Genomic DNA, 15761 nt, shown 5'->3' with positions numbered 1-15761 from the left:
AACTGATTAACCGATGAACGGAAGAAAAAGTGGGGGTTTAGCTCAGCTGGGAGAGCATCTGCCTTACAAGCAGAGGGTCACAGGTTCGAGCCCTGTAGTCCCCACCAATTCTTTGGCCTCGTAGTTCAGTTGGTTAGAACGCCTGCCTGTCACGCAGGAGGTCGACAGTTCGAATCTGTTCGGGGTCGCCATTATGCGGATTTAGCTCATCTGGTAGAGCGCCACCTTGCCAAGGTGGAGGTAGCGAGTTCGAGCCTCGTAATCCGCTCCAATTGCGGCGCTATAGCCAAGTGGTAAGGCGTGGGTCTGCAACACCCTGATCCCCAGTTCAAATCTGGGTGGCGCCTCTCGAAGCATCTGCAACAGCAGATGCTTTTTATTTTTGTTTTTAAAGGCACTTTCGGGTGCCTTTTAATTTTTCCTTTATTTTCTTTAATAGAATATGAATTTTTTTGTAAAAAACTCTTGAATATTATACTGTTTTCATATATAATATTATTGTATGGGCTCATTTCGCCCTGCTTTCAATGCTACATTATTACCGAAAACAAAATGGCTAACATCAAGCCGTTATATCAAGGAGAAATATATGAAAAAGCTTAACGGTATAAAGCTTAAACACCGTAAAAATACGGAAAACAGCTCTACTGTAGATTTTCCTGTTCCTTCCAAAGTCACTATACCTATGTCAATGACTATGGGCGCTCCGTGTCAGCCTCTTGTAAAGGTAGGGGACACAGTTGCAGTCGGTCAGATGATAGGCGATACCGACGCTGCATTCAGTGCTCCAGTACACTCAGGCGTTTCAGGAAAGGTAACTGCCATAAGCGATTATCGAAACGCTATGGGAATAGTCTGCAAAATGATAGAGATAGAAACAGACGGACTTCAGACTGTATCAGATGAAGTCAAGCCGCCTGTTGTTACGGATAAGGAAAGTTTTGTAAAAGCTGTTCGTCAGAGCGGCGCCTGCGGACTTGGCGGCGCAGGATTCCCTACACATATAAAGCTGAATCCAAAAGCTGATATTGATACACTGATAATTAATGCGGCTGAATGCGAGCCTTACATAACTGCCGATTACCGAGAGATGATAGAAAATCCACAGGATATTATCAACGGTATAAATATGGTAAAGTCTCAGCTGGGCATAAAGTCAGCAAAGCTCGCTATCGAAGCAAACAAGCCCGAAGCTATCAGGAATTTCACGGCTATGGCTGAAAATGATGATACTATAGACATCATAACTCTGCCCTCTGCATATCCGCAGGGCGCTGAAAAGGTAATCATCTATAACTCAACGGGAAGAATTGTCAACGAGGGCTCACTGCCAGCCGACGCAGGCGTAATTGTTATGAATGTGTCAACCGTTGCATTTCTCTATCGCTATATGCAGACAGGTATGCCCCTTGTCACACGCCGCCTTACAATTGACGGAAATGCAGTAGGGGAGCCTAAAAATGTCCGCACTGTTATCGGTACGTCCTTCAAAGAACTTCTTGAATTCTGCAAAGCCGATATCCCGTCTATAAAAAAACTCATCGCAGGCGGTCCTATGATGGGAATGAGCGTTCCTGATATAAATATGCCTGTAGTAAAGACATCAAACGCACTCCTTGCTTTCAATCATTATGACGAGCGCAAAACATCGAACTGTATACGCTGCGGACGATGTGTAAGAGTTTGTCCCCTCGGACTTATGCCCGCAGATATCGACAGAGCTTATAAAATACGTAATATAGAAGAACTCAAGCAGCTTAAAGTCATGCTCTGCATGAACTGCGGCAGCTGTACATATGTCTGTCCTGCAAACAGAAAGCTTGCAGAGACCAATCAGCTTGCAAAAGCACTTATCCCAAGAAAGTAAGGAGGCGGATGACCAATGGATAAGCTTATTGTATCTCCGTCCCCACATGACGAGAACTACACTAAAACCACAAATATAATGCTGAATGTTATAATCGCTCTTCTTCCTGCATGGGGAGCAGCGGTATATTTCTTCGGTTTACGCGTTATTCCGCTGACTGCGGTCTGTATCGGAAGCTGCATATTTTTTGAATACGTATGCCGCACAATGATGAAACGCAGCAATACTATCGGAGACCTTTCAGCTGTTGTCACAGGTCTTATACTTGCTATGAATCTGCCATCGACTCTGCCGTATTGGATGGCTGTCATAGGCTCATTTGTAGCAATAGTCATTGTTAAGCAGCTCTTCGGCGGACTTGGACAGAACTTCGCAAACCCTGCCATAACCGCACGTATTGTGCTTATGATAAGTTTCCCTGCGGCAATGACAAAATGGGTAGAGCCATTCACACACACAGACCTTGACGCTATATCAAGCGCAACACCGCTCCCTCTCGCCGGAACTGACAATGCCGTATCATACCTCGACCTGTTTCTTGGAAAAACAGGCGGCTGTCTCGGTGAGACCTGCGCTCTTGCACTTCTCATAGGCGGACTTTATCTCGCAGCAAGAAAGATAATCTCCCTTGCAGCTCCACTCTCATTCATCGGCAGTCTGTTCATTCTCAGCTGGATCAGCAGCTCTGATCCTGTATATCAGATACTCGCAGGAGGCGTATTCCTCGGAGCATTTTTCATGGCTACAGACTACGCAACAACTCCTATAACAACAAAGGGCAAGATAGTATTCGGACTCGGCTGCGGTATCATAACGTTTATCATAAGACGTTTCGGCTCTTATCCCGAGGGCGTTTCGTTCTCAATACTCCTTATGAACGTTCTTACTCCGTATATCGAGCAGCTTACAAGAACTAAGGTACTTGGTGCAAAGGAGGCTGAGAAGAATGAAGGATAAGGTAAAGCCTACCGTTGTACTTACTATAATATGCGTGATAGCTTCTCTGCTTCTTGTATTCGCTTATGAGCTTACCAAAGACAGCATAGCAGAGCAGAAGTCTCAGAAGTTCAGCAGCAGTGTTGAAGCTCTTTTCGGCAAGACCGAAAGTAAGGTCGTAAACATAAAATGCGGCTATGATGAGATACAGACTATTGCTGTAACTCCTGATAAGAAAACTGTTATACAAGTTATCACAGACGGCTACTCAAAGGACGGTATAAACATACTTGTGGGCTTTGACGCACAGGGAATCATCTCAGGAATCGAGTTCGTTTCTCTTGGCGAAACCCCAGGTCTTGGCTCTAAGGTTCGTGATGAAGCTGATTTCAGAAAGCAATTCTATGGACTTTCACAGCCGTCAGACAGCTTTGACGCTATAAGCGGCGCAACTTTTTCTTCCAATGGAATGAAACACGCAGTAGATACTGCGCTTAAAGCATACAATGAAAACAAGGAGGCGATACTCGGTGGCTGATAAGAAAACTCCCCTCGTAAAAGAGCTTACAAAAGGCATAATCAAGGAGAACCCAACCCTTGTTATGCTTCTGGGTATGTGTCCTACTCTTGCCGTTACCACACAGGCTATGAACGGAATAGGCATGGGACTTGCGACCACATTCGTTCTCCTTGGTTCTAATATAGTTATTTCCGCACTCAGAAAGGTTATTCCCGACAAGGTGCGAATCCCCGCGTTTATCGTTATTATCGCAAGCTTTGTAACTCTCATAGGCTTCCTTCTTGAAGGCTTCGTGCCAAGTCTTTATGACAGCCTTGGTATTTATCTCACGCTTATTACCGTAAACTGTATCATTTTCGGCAGAGCAGAGATGTTCGCAAGCAAAACCGGCATTTTAGCCTCTGCATTTGACGCTTTAGGCATGGGCGCAGGCTTTACTCTGGCTTTATTCCTCATGGGCTCTGTACGTGAGATAATCGGCGCAGGTCAGTGGATGGGAATAAAATTACCTGTACTCAGCGAAAATCCAATGCTGTTCTTTATCATGCCTGCTGGCGGATTTTTCACTCTTGGTATGATAATTGCGGCTGTAAATAAGCTCAAAAATAAAAAGCCGCCTCAGGAACTCGGCTGCAGCGGCTGTCCGAATGCTAAGAACTGCGGAAAGGAAGGTGACTGTCATTGAAGACAATACTTGCAATTATGCTCTCAGCAATGCTGACAGATAACTTTGTCCTTTCAAAATTCATGGGAATTTGTCCGTTCCTCGGTGTATCAAAGAAGCTTGACAGCGCAGCAGGAATGGGTGTCGCAGTTACTTTCGTAATGATATGCGCAACTATAGTTACATACCCGATACATCACGGCATACTCGTTCCCAACGGACTTGAATACTTCGATACTGTGGTATTTATCCTTGTAATCGCTCTTTTCGTTCAGCTGGTGGAGAATTTCCTGAAAAAGTGCGTACCGTCACTGTACAGCTCTCTTGGCGTGTATCTGCCGCTTATAACTACAAACTGCGCTGTTCTCGGCGTTACAGTACTCAACATCGACAACAATTACACTTTTTTCCAGTCCATTATCAATGCTCTCTTCGGCGGACTCGGCTTCATGATAGTGCTTGTCATTTTCTCGGGAGTACGCAAAAAGCTTGAATATGCAGATATTCCCGAGACATTCAAGGGAGTTCCTGCTACTCTTATTGCTGCCTCTATAGTCTCAATAAGCTTTATGGGCTTTGCAGGACTTATCAAGTGAGGAGGTATTCGATATGACTTATCTTATCCCTGCTCTTATACTCGGCGGCTGCGGTATTCTCGCAGGAGTTCTTCTTACCATAGCTGCAAAGGTATTCTATGTAAAGGTCGATGAAAGAATAGAGAAAATAAACGAAGCTCTGCCACAGGCAAACTGCGGAGCCTGCGGCTTTGCAGGCTGCTCGGACTACGCTTCCGCAATAATAAATAAGGGCGCAGCAACCAATCTTTGCCGCCCCGGAGGAAGTGAAGCCGCAAATAATATTGCAGCTATTCTCGGAACAAAAGCAGCAGAAGTTGTTCCAATGACAGCAGTTGTTCATTGCAGCGGTGACTGTAACGCTACAGAAAAGGCTTTTCTATTTGATGGAGTGCAGTCCTGTAAGGCTGTAAAGCGTTTTTACGGCGGCAGCGGTATGTGCAAATACGGCTGTATCGGTCTCGGAGACTGCGTGACCGTATGCGAACATGACGCTATAAAAATCGTCAACGGTATCGCTAAAGTAACACCCGCTCTATGCGGAGCCTGCGGACAATGCGCAGCAGTCTGTCCTAACCAGCTTATAGAGATAAAGCCCGTATCAAAGTGCATTGACGTTTTGTGCTCGTCAGGAGACAACGGCAAGGTCACAAAGCTCGTATGCAAGAACGGCTGTATCGGCTGTAAGATATGCGAAAAGAAGTGCCCCAATGAAGCTATTATCGTCAATAACTTCCATGCTTCTATTGATCACAGCAACTGCTCGAACTGCGGAATATGCATTGAATCATGCCCTGTAAAGGTAATTCACAGATGTGAGCCATAAACACAAAAGCCACAGCTTAAAGCTGTGGCTTTTAAACTTATATAAGCTTTCTTTCATCGCAGTACTCACATTCAAGAAGGGTTTCATCACCGCTTGAACGGAAGCTCTTTGGAAGATACTCCTCATGATTTGTGATACATTTCGGATTCGAGCAGCGAACTCCGCTGAATATCTTGCCCTTGAGAGTCTCAGATGACTTCTTTTCCTTCAGAATAGTCATTATAAGCGCCATACGCACATACATACCGTATTTAGCCTGCTTAAAATACATTGCGCGCTCATCGTCATCAACGTCAACTGTTATTTCATCAACTCTCGGAAGGGGATGCATAACTATCATGTCTTTCTTTGCTCCGAGCATTTTCTTTCTGTCAAGAACATAGGTATTCTTCTGAGCAAGGTACTCTTCCTCACTTGCAAAGCGCTCCTGCTGTATCCTTGTCATGTAGAGAACATCAAGACTGCCGATAGCTTCTTCAATAGTCTTGACTTCCTTGAACTTGCTTCCGTTTGCCTTGATAATATCCTTTATGTAGGCAGGCATACCAAGCTCTTTTGTAGAAATGAACACAAACTTATTGTCTGGGAACATACTCAGTGCCTTGCAGAGAGAATGAACTGTTCTGCCGTTGAGAAGGTCTCCGCACATACCTATTGTAAGTCCTGAGAGAGTCTTTTTCTCTATCTTCAGAGTGAGCAGGTCTGTGAGTGTCTGTGTCGGGTGGAGGTGTCCGCCGTCACCTGCATTGATAACAGAGCAGTCAGCCGTAAGAGAAGCCGCCTTAGCCGCTCCTGCAATAGGGTGACGTATAACGAGAACATCTGCATAATTGCTGACGATCTTAGTAGTATCCTTTATGGTCTCGCCCTTTGAAACAGACGAGTTTGCAGGGTTATCGAAACCTATTATCTGTCCGCCAAGACGTATCATAGCTGTCTGGAATGACATCTGTGTACGTGTGGAGGGCTCATAGAAAAGGGTAGCCATTATCTTCCCGTCACACTCATGGGCAAAATCGGCAGGGGACTGATATATCTTTTCACCAAGCTCTACCACCTTTTTCCACCATGAAACAGGATAATCGTTCAGGTCAATAAGATGCTGATATTCCGAAATCATATTTTGTACCTCCGTTATATTTTTACAGTATTTTACTGTCATTTATTATCATTTCAAACTGAACTCCGAGGAACTCGGAAGCTCTCCTGCAAAGGAGCATACGCTTCATAAATATCTCAAAATATTCAAGAACAGAGGATATTTCAGTATCTATCTGAAGCTCAAGGATTATTGAAGATTTGTCATCGTTGAATTTTACAGCCGACTGTACAACAGCATAGTTTACTCGATCATGGATATCGAATGTGAGCAGGTCTGTATTGCGGACACGGCTTCTGCGCACGTCAGTCTTATCACCGATTATCATAGCCGCGGAAATAGCGTCCAGCGGCTGTCCTGTGCCTTCATCGTGATTGCCTATAGCCGAGATTATCGAACATATCTCGTCAGCAGGCATACTGAGATTATCAAGAAGCCTGAAAGCCATTACAGCTCCGCTCTGTGCGTGGTCGACACGGTTTATAACATTGCCGATATCATGCATTATGGAGGCTATCTTAGCCAGCTCCACTGTCCTCTCGTCGTATCCGAGAGTTTCAAGTATAAGCGCTGAGGTATGAGCCACACGCTCAACGTGTGGAAATGAATGCTCGGTATATCCGAGAGCTTCAAGCGCATTGTCAGCTCTGCGGATATATTCCATTATATCAGGGTTCTGTTTAATGTACTTATAGGTAACCTTACTTGCCATATTATCTCCGTTTATCAGTATTTTCCGTTATTTTCAAAATAGACCTTGTACCAGATGAGGAATATAAACACAGTCCATATCTTTCGGCTGTTATCAGCCTTTCCCTCACGGTGGTCGTCAAGAAGCTTCAGCAGGGGAGCGGTATTGAAAAACTCCTTAGAACTGTCGCTTTCAAAATAGCTCTTTACAAGCTCGTAGTACTTGTCTTCTTTAAGCCATACTCTTATAGGCACAGGGAATCCAAGCTTCTTCTTTGCCGCAGTTTTGGCAGTCTGCTCGGGAGTATCCTTCTTTGCGGCAAGACGCATAGCATATTTGGTGATATACTTGGTCTCGTCAGTGCCCTTATCGTGAGTAACGCGGTATTTTGTAGGGATCTTCTCAGCTAAAGCCATTACCTCTTTGTCAAGGAACGGAACGCGAAGCTCCAGTGAATTAGCCATACTCATTTTATCAGCTTTAAGAAGTATATCCCCGGCCATCCACATATGCAGATCAAGATACTGCATTTTTGTAACGTCGTCCTTATCCTTTACATTAGCATAAAATGGCTTCGTAATAACTGTCGGATCAGGAGCGTCTGTAGTTATTTTCAGAAGAGACTTTCTCTCCTCGGGCTTGAACATATAGGCATTGCCGATAAAGCGCTCCTCAACGTCCTTGCCCTTGCGGACAAAGAAATTAACACCGCGCTTTGCAGGCAGTTTTGACGCTACAGCACCTATGCCGCGCTTTACAGCTCTCGGCAGCTTGTCATAAACGGTTCCGTTCGGATCGCTGTAGACATTATATCCGCCGAATATCTCGTCTGCACCCTCACCCGAAAGAACAACTTTCAGCTTTTCTGAAGCGATATTACATACGAAATAAAGAGCAATTGCAGAGGGATCTGCAAGCGGTTCGTCCATGTGATACTGTATCATTGATAGGTTATCCCAGTATTCCTCGGGAGTGATGACCTTGCTGGTATTTTCCTTGCCGATAGCCTTGGAGAAGTTCTTAGCCCAGCCTATCTCATTATACTTTTCGTCAGTACCGAAGCCAACGGTAAAGGTCTTGTCAACATCTGCAATAGCCGCTACATAGCTTGAATCTACGCCGCTTGAAAGGAATGAGCCAACTTCAACATCTGCGATTTTATGTGCTTCAACCGAGTTGTGGAATGTATCTGATATCCTGTTTACCCATTCATCGAGAGTTGGCTTTTCATCTGCGTTGAAATGAACGTCCCAGTAGCGTTTAGCTTCAAAGTGTCCGTCCTTTAATTTGAAATAATGTGCAGGTGGGAGCTTGTAAACATTTTTAAAAAATGTTTCGTAAGTAGGGGAGAACTGGAAGGTGAGATAGTTCTCAAGTGCGGCAGTATTGAGCTCTTTTGTGAATTTTGGGTGTTCTAAAAAGCTCTTGATCTCAGAACCAAACATGAAAACTCCGTTCATATTAGCGTAGTACATAGGCTTGATACCGAAGAAATCGCGTGCGCCGAAGAGCTCATTTTTGTTTTTATCCCAGATAACAAAGGAAAACATACCTCTCAGCTTGTTGAGAAGCTTTTCGCCAAACTCCTCATAGCCGTGGATAAGTACCTCGGTATCTGTATTTGTCTTGAATGTATGACCTGCGTCAACAAGCTCCTGACGAATGTCCTTATAATTATATATCTCTCCGTTAAAAACGATAACCAGCGAAGAATCCTCGTTAAAAATCGGCTGGTCGCCGCTGGAGCTTACATCTATGATACTAAGTCTGCGATGACCGAGCGCAATATTCTCATCTATATATTTGCCCTCAGCGTCAGGACCACGATGCCTTATACGGTCCATCATTTTTTCAAGAACGTCGTTTGAATTGTCAATATTATTCATAAAACCTACGATTCCGCACATATATACGTGACCTCCGATTATCTATCGATTAAATCTCCCAAAATATTATACTACAAATTAATAGATTTTGCAACACTAAAGTTTTAAATTAGAAGATATTATTTGTCATCAGATTTATCGGATTTAACTTTAGAGAGCGGATTGCTTTCAATAGCATTTCTTACATTTTCATCATTAAGATGAGTATATATCTCTGTCGTGGATATACTTGCGTGACCAAGTAGCTCTTTAAGCGTAAGCACATCGGCGTCACCGTACTGATACATAAGAGTTGCCGCAGTATGCCTCAGCTTATGAGTAGTAATACCCTTGCCGTCAAGCTCGGCTTTCTGTATCATATCTTCAACTATCTGCTGAACTCTGCGCTTGGATATCCTGCGGTTCTGGTTGCTTATAAACAGCGCAGGCTCGTCGGCAGCCTTTGGATTATTTTTCCTTATAGCAAGATACTTCTGAAGCGCATCAACACATGCTTCATTGAGGTAAACCATACGCTCTTTGCTGCGCTTTCCGAGAACCTTTAAACGATTCTCATAGAAATCAATATCTTTAATATTAATGCCAACAAGCTCACTTAAACGCATTCCACAGTTTAAAAATAAGGTTATTATACAGTAATCACGTTTTGAATCAGCAGAATCAGCTGTTTCAAGAAGTCTCATGCTCTCATTAAGAGAAAGAAACTTCGGCAGGGAAGACTTAGGAGTAGGAACATCAAGGTCTTTTGTAGGATTTTCCTTGATAATATGAGCTACCTTTTCGAGATACTTAAAGAAGCTTCTCAAAGAAGATATCTTCCTGTAACGTGCTCTGTCCTTATTCTGACGTTCATCTGAAGCATAAAAAATAAAGTTATATATATCGGAAACAGATATTTTTTGCAGCTCAGCAACAGACATATCACTTATATCAATGTCCTCAATATCTTTTCCTGTATTAATATTGCTTTCATGGATATATCTGAGAAAAAGCCTTATATCCGTGTAATACTCCTCAATAGTACGCTGCGCAAGAAGCTGAACTACCTTGATATGCACAAGATATTCATTTAAGAATTCGGGATTTGAGTTATTGTTTAAATTTTTCATAAATAATCATTCTCAATAAGATATTCAAGAACACGTGCTTCACGTTCAATAAGTATAAGGTCATAATCGCCGTGATCGTGGGTTCTGTTTGTTAGAATAGCGTCTTTAGGTGAAACGAATCTCAGCGTAAAGCCTTCATCAAGTTCATATTCATCCAAAGACTGCGTTTTTACAGAAGCTTCAACATCACACAGATAATAAAAGTTTTCCTGTTCAAAAATCTCATTTTCAGCAAATCGGCTTTTCTGAATACGAACCACAGAGCCAAGCTCACGAATTGAATCATCAAGAACAGTTAAACCGGTTTCTTCAAGAACTTCGCGTTTAAGTGTTTCAATGTGATCTTCATCATTTTCAATTCCGCCGCCCGGAAATTTATAATAGTCATATTTATGGCTGTAAACCATTGCGACCTTATTATCAGTAATAATTATGCCTCTTACAGACGGACGTTTGAAGCGACTATAGCTTTCATCATAATCTTTCAGATCTATTTTAAAAAGCTGTTTCATAAATCCAACCTCATTTTTATTTACAAAGTTTCGCCAAACTTTGATTTGGTGAAACTTTGCCTTATAATTCATTATTGTTATTATATCACTTCTCTGCACGAAATTCAAGATTTCACGTCAAAAAGAAAAGCTCCCGATATGGGAGCTTTTTGAAATTACTTTTTCTTCTTTTTATTGTTGTGGTTTGCAGGCTTAGCTGTAGAAGCGTTTTTACTTGTAGCAGCGACCTTTTCAACAGGTGCAGGAGCAGCCTTTGCAGCAGGCTCAAGACATTTATAAACTACAGCAGCAATTGAAGCACCAACAAATGGTCCGACAATAAATACCCAGAGATCATTGAGAGCATCTCCGCCAGCTAAAATTGCAGGTCCAAGGCTTCTTGCAGGATTTACAGATGTACCTGTAAGACCGATTCCGAAGATGTGAACCAGTGTAAGTGTAAGACCGATTATAAGTCCGCCGAATGAACCGTGCTTAGCATTCTTAGATGTAACACCGAGAATAGTGAGTACAAAAATAAATGTAAGAACTATCTCTACAATGACACCGGCGCCGGCGTTTCCGTTTACGCCTGCAAGACCGTTTGCACCATATCCGCCGGTCATATCGGTAACATTTCCAAGGTCAAAAATAAGCTTTAATGTTCCAGCACCTGCGATTGCTCCCAGACACTGTGAAACAACATAGCCTACAAAATCAGTGAATGTCATTCCTCCGCTTACTAAAACTGCAAGAGAAACCGCCGGATTGATATGACAGCCAGAAATATTTCCCACGCAGTAAGCCATACCGACAATAACAAGACCAAATGCAAGAGCAGTCAGGATATATCCCCCGCCGTTCTTTGCGTCACAGCCTACCAGCATTGCCGTACCGCAGCCAAGAAGAACAAGTACGAATGTACCTATAACTTCTGCTACATATTTTTTGATTGAATCCATATAATTGCCTCCTTAACATATAAAATTGTTTCGGATATACCGATAAATTAATTATATCATCATTTATACATATGTGTCAATATTTTCTAATAAAAAATACAGATAATAATTAATAGTCATAATTATGCATATTGTAGAATTTATTATATAGAAAAAACCGATACTCAAACGAGTATCGGTTTTCCGGGGTATGCTGATTGCATTGGTCTGAGTGACGGGACTTGAACCCACGGCCTCTACCACCCCAAGGTAGCGCGCTACCAACTGCGCCACACCCAGACGGTTTCGTTATCGCAATCAACGTTATATATTATATCATCATTATAATGCTTTGTCAAGCACTTTTTTCAAAAATGCAGAAAAATCTTTTCGGTATCCTTATTTGCCGTTAATATTTAATGAAAAAAAGTAGTTTTTTGCATCGTTTCTTGCTATTTTGAAAAATATGTGTTATAATATTTAAACGGAAGGAGCTGAAAGTATGCGAAAAAGAATTATTAATATCCTTTTATCCGCTTTTGCAACGGCATTTTTGTGTTTTTCATCATGTACAAACGCTTTTGCAGCTGAAGCTTCAAGCGAAACTGATATTCCAAAAAGCATTATCATTTGCATAATGATAGCAATATTTATCGTGACAGCTGCTGTTGCAGGATATGTCAGCTTCAAAATAAAGAAAAAGAGTATCAGAGAAACAGAAAAGAAAAATTCAGAAGAAACCAAAGATCAATAAAAGGAGTCATATATTATGGATATTGATCTTTATATCGACTTTATCTATCATGGCTTCTACAGGCTTGAGGATATTGAAGAAAGATTTGAAGAGTATCATTCCATGGCAGTTGAAGCTTCATCCGAGCTTGCAGAAGATGAAGTCATCCTTTTTGCGATATATGCCTTTGATGAAGAAACTCAGCAGTTTATCTACGCGAATTTTATGCTTCGCAAGCTTAAACTTGAACATTATGCAAGAGTATGTCAAAGGCTTTCAAAATTTTGCAGATTATTCTGCGTTTGGCAAGGTTAGGTGGTAATCGAATGAATATAAAAAATATTGCCTCAGCTGTATTCTCAGCTGTTTTTGTTTCCGCAGCAGGACTTGCTGTATTCACGGCAGGCTCAAGTCAAACAAACAGCGGAACTAATGCTATAGCAGCAACTACGGTAAATACAACAAAGAGCTCAGAAACAACAGCTTCATCAACAGCTGAAACTACAACAGCTACTACAGAAACAACTACCGAACCTACTACACTGAAAACATATTTCATCAAGTTCCTTGATTTTGACGGCAATCTTATGAAAACCGTTGAAGTCGAGGAAGGTGATCCTATAAACTATAAATCCGTGGATACTTCTTCCCTGCACAAACATCTCGGAGTTAATACCGAGCAGGACTTTTATGCATGGGATATAACTCCCTCTTTTGCGGACAATGATTATACAATTCACGCTTTATCACAGACAGCTACAATAACATTCAAGAATTCGCCTAAAAAGTACCGTTATTTCTCCACAAAGGGAAACGTTATTCTTGACGGACTTGAAGTATCGGTAAAAAAGACTGTTCAGAAGCCTAAAAAAGATAAAAACGGCAATTATATCACTGAAGAAAATGTAGTCGATATTTCCGCAAGCTGCAAAGCCTCCCCTGCTACCCTGTCGGAAGCTTTTGCAAAATCTGATAAGGCTACAATAACGGTATATCCGCTCGGAGACAAAAAATCTCTTTGCCAGTTCGACATAGTCTGCTACAGAGACCTTGGCGATGTAAACGAAGACGGATACATAAACTCTGTAGACGCTTCTGCGGTGCTGAATGCATACGCCAATATGGCGGCTTCAAAGAATTATACCCCTTCGGATAAGTTCATAAAGCTTGCCGACGTAAATATGGACGGTTCTGTAAACGCCCGTGACGCTTCATATATCTTAAATTATTACGCTAAAACTTCCACGTCAAAGGAGTTCATGGACTGGGAGAACTTCTTCGACTACGATAAGATACTTGGCACGAAATGATTTTGTAGGTGATAGTCTTGAACAAAGAATGGTCTGAACTCAATAAAACTATGCAGTTACAGCTAAAAAAGAAAGATTCTTTTCAAAACGGCTTAGAAACACTGTTTAAACTAAGGAATCAGTTGATGCAGACTATAGATTCATTCAGGACTGAGCTTGCACGCGCGGACTTCAATGCTATCCCGTTTACCAATGTGGAGGGCTATCACAGTAAAACTATCGCCTATTCCCTGTGGCACATCTTCCGTATCGAGGATATAGTCGCGCACACACTTATAAATAGCGACGAACAGGTGTTTTTCGCTGACAATTATCAGAAACGTACAGACTCCCCTATCATAACGACAGGAAATGAGCTTGTAAAAGAAGAAATCGCAGACTTTTCGGCTAAGCTTAATATTGATGAGCTTTACAGCTATATACATGATGTAAAAGCAAGTACCGAAAGTATTATCAGCAGTTTATCATTTGATATGCTGAAAAATAAGATATCCTCAGAGCGCAGAAAGACTCTTGAAAGTTCAAACAGCGTCAGCAAAGACGAAAATGCTGTCTGGCTCATTGATTATTGGTGCGGAAAGGATATCCGCGGACTTATACAGATGCCTTTTTCACGTCACTGGATAATGCACACAGAAGCTGCGATACGCATAAAAAACAAGATACAGAAATGACAAAGCTCCCGAAAGTTAAAATGCTTTCGGGGCTTTCTTTATTGAATAAATAATTTTATGAATTTTTTTCGTTTTTCCTATTGAAATTTATAGAAATATAATGTATAATTATAAAGTAATGCATTTGCGCAGAACACTATTATTAAAGGAGTGCTAATAATGTACAACGATCTTATGGATTCAATCGGCTTCGTAAGCAGCTACGATCCTGCTGTAGGCGAAGCTATGGGCAAGGAGCTTGCTCGTCAGCAGAGAAATCTTGAGCTGATCGCAAGCGAAAATATAGTTTCCCCTGCTGTTATGGCAGCTATGGGCAGCGTTCTTACAAACAAGTATGCCGAGGGTTACCCCGGAAAGCGTTACTACGGCGGATGTCAGTGTGTTGACGAGGTAGAGTCGATCGCTATCGAGAGAGCCTGCAAGCTCTTCGGCGCTAAGTACGCAAACGTTCAGCCACATTCAGGTGCACAGGCTAACACAGCTGTATATTTCGCTGTTCTCCAGCCGGGCGATACAGTTCTCGGTATGAGCCTCGCTGACGGCGGTCACCTTACACACGGCTCACCTGTAAACCTTTCAGGTAAGTACTTCAACTTCGTTTCATACGGTCTTGACGACGAGACAGAGACTATCAACTACGATGAGCTTTACAAGCTTGCTAACAAGACAAAGCCACGTCTTATCGTTGCAGGTGCTTCTGCTTATCCACGTGCTATCGACTTCAAGCGTCTTTCAGAGATCGCAAGAGCTGTGGGCGCACTCCTTATGGTAGATATGGCTCACATTGCTGGTCTTGTTGCAGCAGGCTGCCACGAGTCACCTGTTCCATATGCTGATATCACAACAACTACTACACATAAGACTCTCCGCGGACCAAGAGGCGGTCTTATCCTTACAAACAACGAATTTCTCGCTAAGAAGATCAACTCCGCTATCTTCCCAGGAACACAGGGCGGCCCTCTTATGCATACTATCGCTGCTAAGGCTGTATGCTTCGGCGAGGCTCTCAAGCCTGAGTTCAAGGACTATCAGCAGAGAATAGTTGCTAACGCTAAGGCACTTGCTGACGGACTCCTCAAGAGAGGCTTCAACCTCGTTTCAGGCGGTACAGATAACCACCTTATGCTCGTTGACCTCCGTCCTTTCAACATCACAGGTAAGGAACTGGAGCGCAGACTCGACGAGGTTTATATCACAGTAAACAAGAATGCTATCCACAATGATCCTGAGAAGCCTTTCGTAACAAGCGGTATCCGTATCGGTACTCCTGCTGTTACAACAAGAGGTCTGGGTATCGAGGAAATGGAAAAAATCGCTGAGTACATCTACCTCTGCGCTACAGATTTCGAGAACAAGGCTGACAAGATCCGTGCAGGCGTAAACGCTATCTGCGAGAAGTTCCCGCTTTACAAGTAATCAATAGCCAATAAGGGACGGAC

At 42.6% G+C, this 15761-nt stretch carries 17 protein-coding genes and 5 tRNA genes; 15 read left to right on the top strand and 7 right to left on the bottom strand.

The genetic code is table 11. The features are described 5' to 3' along the window. The first annotated feature begins 31 nt into the window (after positions 1-31). The 10 genes from T497_RS0106825 to T497_RS0106780 all read left to right on the top strand — a co-directional run bounded on the left by T497_RS0106825 (position 32) and on the right by T497_RS0106780 (position 5388). Positions 32-107, top strand: a tRNA-Val gene (locus T497_RS0106825). 7 nt (positions 108-114) lie between these two features. Continuing rightward, a tRNA-Asp gene (locus T497_RS0106820) sits at positions 115-191 on the top strand. Between the two features lie 4 nt (positions 192-195). Beyond that, a tRNA-Gly gene (locus T497_RS0106815) sits at positions 196-271 on the top strand. Between the two features lie 5 nt (positions 272-276). Further along, positions 277-347: transfer RNA gene (locus T497_RS0106810), tRNA-Cys, on the top strand. A gap of 242 nt (positions 348-589) precedes the next feature. Next, positions 590-1867 (top strand): electron transport complex subunit RsxC, encoded by a 1278-nt coding sequence (gene rsxC / locus T497_RS0106805; protein WP_028514975.1) that lies wholly within the window; start codon positions 590-592, stop codon positions 1865-1867. 15 nt (positions 1868-1882) lie between these two features. Beyond that, positions 1883-2824: an RnfABCDGE type electron transport complex subunit D gene (locus T497_RS0106800; protein WP_028514974.1), complete on the top strand. Its 942-nt coding sequence runs from the start codon at positions 1883-1885 to the stop codon at positions 2822-2824. After that, on the top strand, positions 2814-3341 hold the full coding sequence (locus tag T497_RS0106795) for an FMN-binding protein (RefSeq protein WP_028514973.1): 528 nt from the start codon (positions 2814-2816) through the stop codon (positions 3339-3341). The genes T497_RS0106800 and T497_RS0106795 overlap by 11 nt, the downstream gene beginning before the upstream one ends. After that, positions 3334-4008, top strand: a complete 675-nt coding sequence (gene rsxE, locus T497_RS0106790; protein WP_028514972.1) for an electron transport complex subunit RsxE — start codon at positions 3334-3336, stop codon at positions 4006-4008. Before T497_RS0106795 ends, rsxE begins: the two co-directional genes overlap by 8 nt. Then, the gene (locus T497_RS0106785; protein ID WP_028514971.1) at positions 4005-4583 is read left to right on the top strand and encodes an electron transport complex protein RnfA; all 579 of its coding nucleotides are present in this window, start codon (positions 4005-4007) and stop codon (positions 4581-4583) included. The genes rsxE and T497_RS0106785 overlap by 4 nt, the downstream gene beginning before the upstream one ends. A 13-nt stretch (positions 4584-4596) precedes the next feature. Next, positions 4597-5388 (top strand): RnfABCDGE type electron transport complex subunit B, encoded by a 792-nt coding sequence (locus tag T497_RS0106780; RefSeq protein WP_028514970.1) that lies wholly within the window; start codon positions 4597-4599, stop codon positions 5386-5388. 37 nt (positions 5389-5425) lie between these two features. Here the strand turns inward: T497_RS0106780 and pyrB are convergent, their stop codons facing one another. The 7 genes from pyrB to T497_RS0106745 form a co-directional block, all read right to left on the bottom strand. Next, complete coding sequence (pyrB, locus tag T497_RS0106775; protein WP_028514969.1) at positions 5426-6508, bottom strand: aspartate carbamoyltransferase; 1083 nt, start codon at positions 6506-6508, stop codon at positions 5426-5428. A gap of 22 nt (positions 6509-6530) precedes the next feature. Beyond that, complete coding sequence (locus tag T497_RS0106770) at positions 6531-7199, bottom strand: HD domain-containing protein (protein ID WP_028514968.1); 669 nt, start codon at positions 7197-7199, stop codon at positions 6531-6533. Positions 7200-7213: 14 nt separating this feature from the next. Further along, on the bottom strand, positions 7214-9085 hold the full coding sequence (gene asnB, locus T497_RS0106765) for an asparagine synthase (glutamine-hydrolyzing) (protein ID WP_028514967.1): 1872 nt from the start codon (positions 9083-9085) through the stop codon (positions 7214-7216). Between the two features lie 98 nt (positions 9086-9183). Then, on the bottom strand, positions 9184-10173 hold the full coding sequence (locus tag T497_RS0106760) for a tyrosine recombinase XerC (RefSeq protein WP_028514966.1): 990 nt from the start codon (positions 10171-10173) through the stop codon (positions 9184-9186). Beyond that, positions 10170-10685 carry an NUDIX hydrolase gene (locus T497_RS0106755; protein WP_028514965.1) on the bottom strand — a complete coding sequence of 172 codons (516 nt, stop codon included), beginning with the start codon at positions 10683-10685 and terminating at the stop codon, positions 10170-10172. Before T497_RS0106755 ends, T497_RS0106760 begins: the two co-directional genes overlap by 4 nt. Positions 10686-10840: 155 nt before the next feature. Beyond that, positions 10841-11626: an MIP/aquaporin family protein gene (locus T497_RS0106750; protein WP_028514964.1), complete on the bottom strand. Its 786-nt coding sequence runs from the start codon at positions 11624-11626 to the stop codon at positions 10841-10843. 203 nt (positions 11627-11829) lie between these two features. After that, positions 11830-11905 (bottom strand) — tRNA-Pro (locus tag T497_RS0106745). A 202-nt stretch (positions 11906-12107) separates the two neighbouring features. Here T497_RS0106745 and T497_RS0106740 point away from each other — a divergent pair. From T497_RS0106740 to glyA, 5 genes are all read left to right on the top strand, one after another. Beyond that, on the top strand, positions 12108-12359 hold the full coding sequence (locus tag T497_RS0106740) for a hypothetical protein (protein WP_028514963.1): 252 nt from the start codon (positions 12108-12110) through the stop codon (positions 12357-12359). A 15-nt stretch (positions 12360-12374) separates the two neighbouring features. Then, positions 12375-12653 carry a hypothetical protein gene (locus tag T497_RS0106735; protein ID WP_028514962.1) on the top strand — a complete coding sequence of 93 codons (279 nt, stop codon included), beginning with the start codon at positions 12375-12377 and terminating at the stop codon, positions 12651-12653. A gap of 11 nt (positions 12654-12664) precedes the next feature. Beyond that, complete coding sequence (locus T497_RS0106730; protein ID WP_028514961.1) at positions 12665-13648, top strand: dockerin type I domain-containing protein; 984 nt, start codon at positions 12665-12667, stop codon at positions 13646-13648. A 125-nt stretch (positions 13649-13773) separates the two neighbouring features. Then, positions 13774-14322 (top strand): phage head-tail adapter protein, encoded by a 549-nt coding sequence (locus T497_RS0106725; RefSeq protein WP_347491637.1) that lies wholly within the window; start codon positions 13774-13776, stop codon positions 14320-14322. Positions 14323-14481: 159 nt separating this feature from the next. Then, a complete protein-coding gene (gene glyA / locus T497_RS0106720) occupies positions 14482-15738 on the top strand; it encodes a serine hydroxymethyltransferase (protein ID WP_028514959.1) in 1257 nt (418 codons plus the stop codon). Positions 15739-15761: the final 23 nt, after the last annotated feature.

This window comes from Ruminococcus flavefaciens MA2007 (genome assembly GCF_000621845.1).
Classification (GTDB): domain Bacteria; phylum Bacillota; class Clostridia; order Oscillospirales; family Ruminococcaceae; genus Ruminococcus; species Ruminococcus flavefaciens_E.
This window is presented reverse-complemented; position numbering and strand designations above follow the sequence as displayed.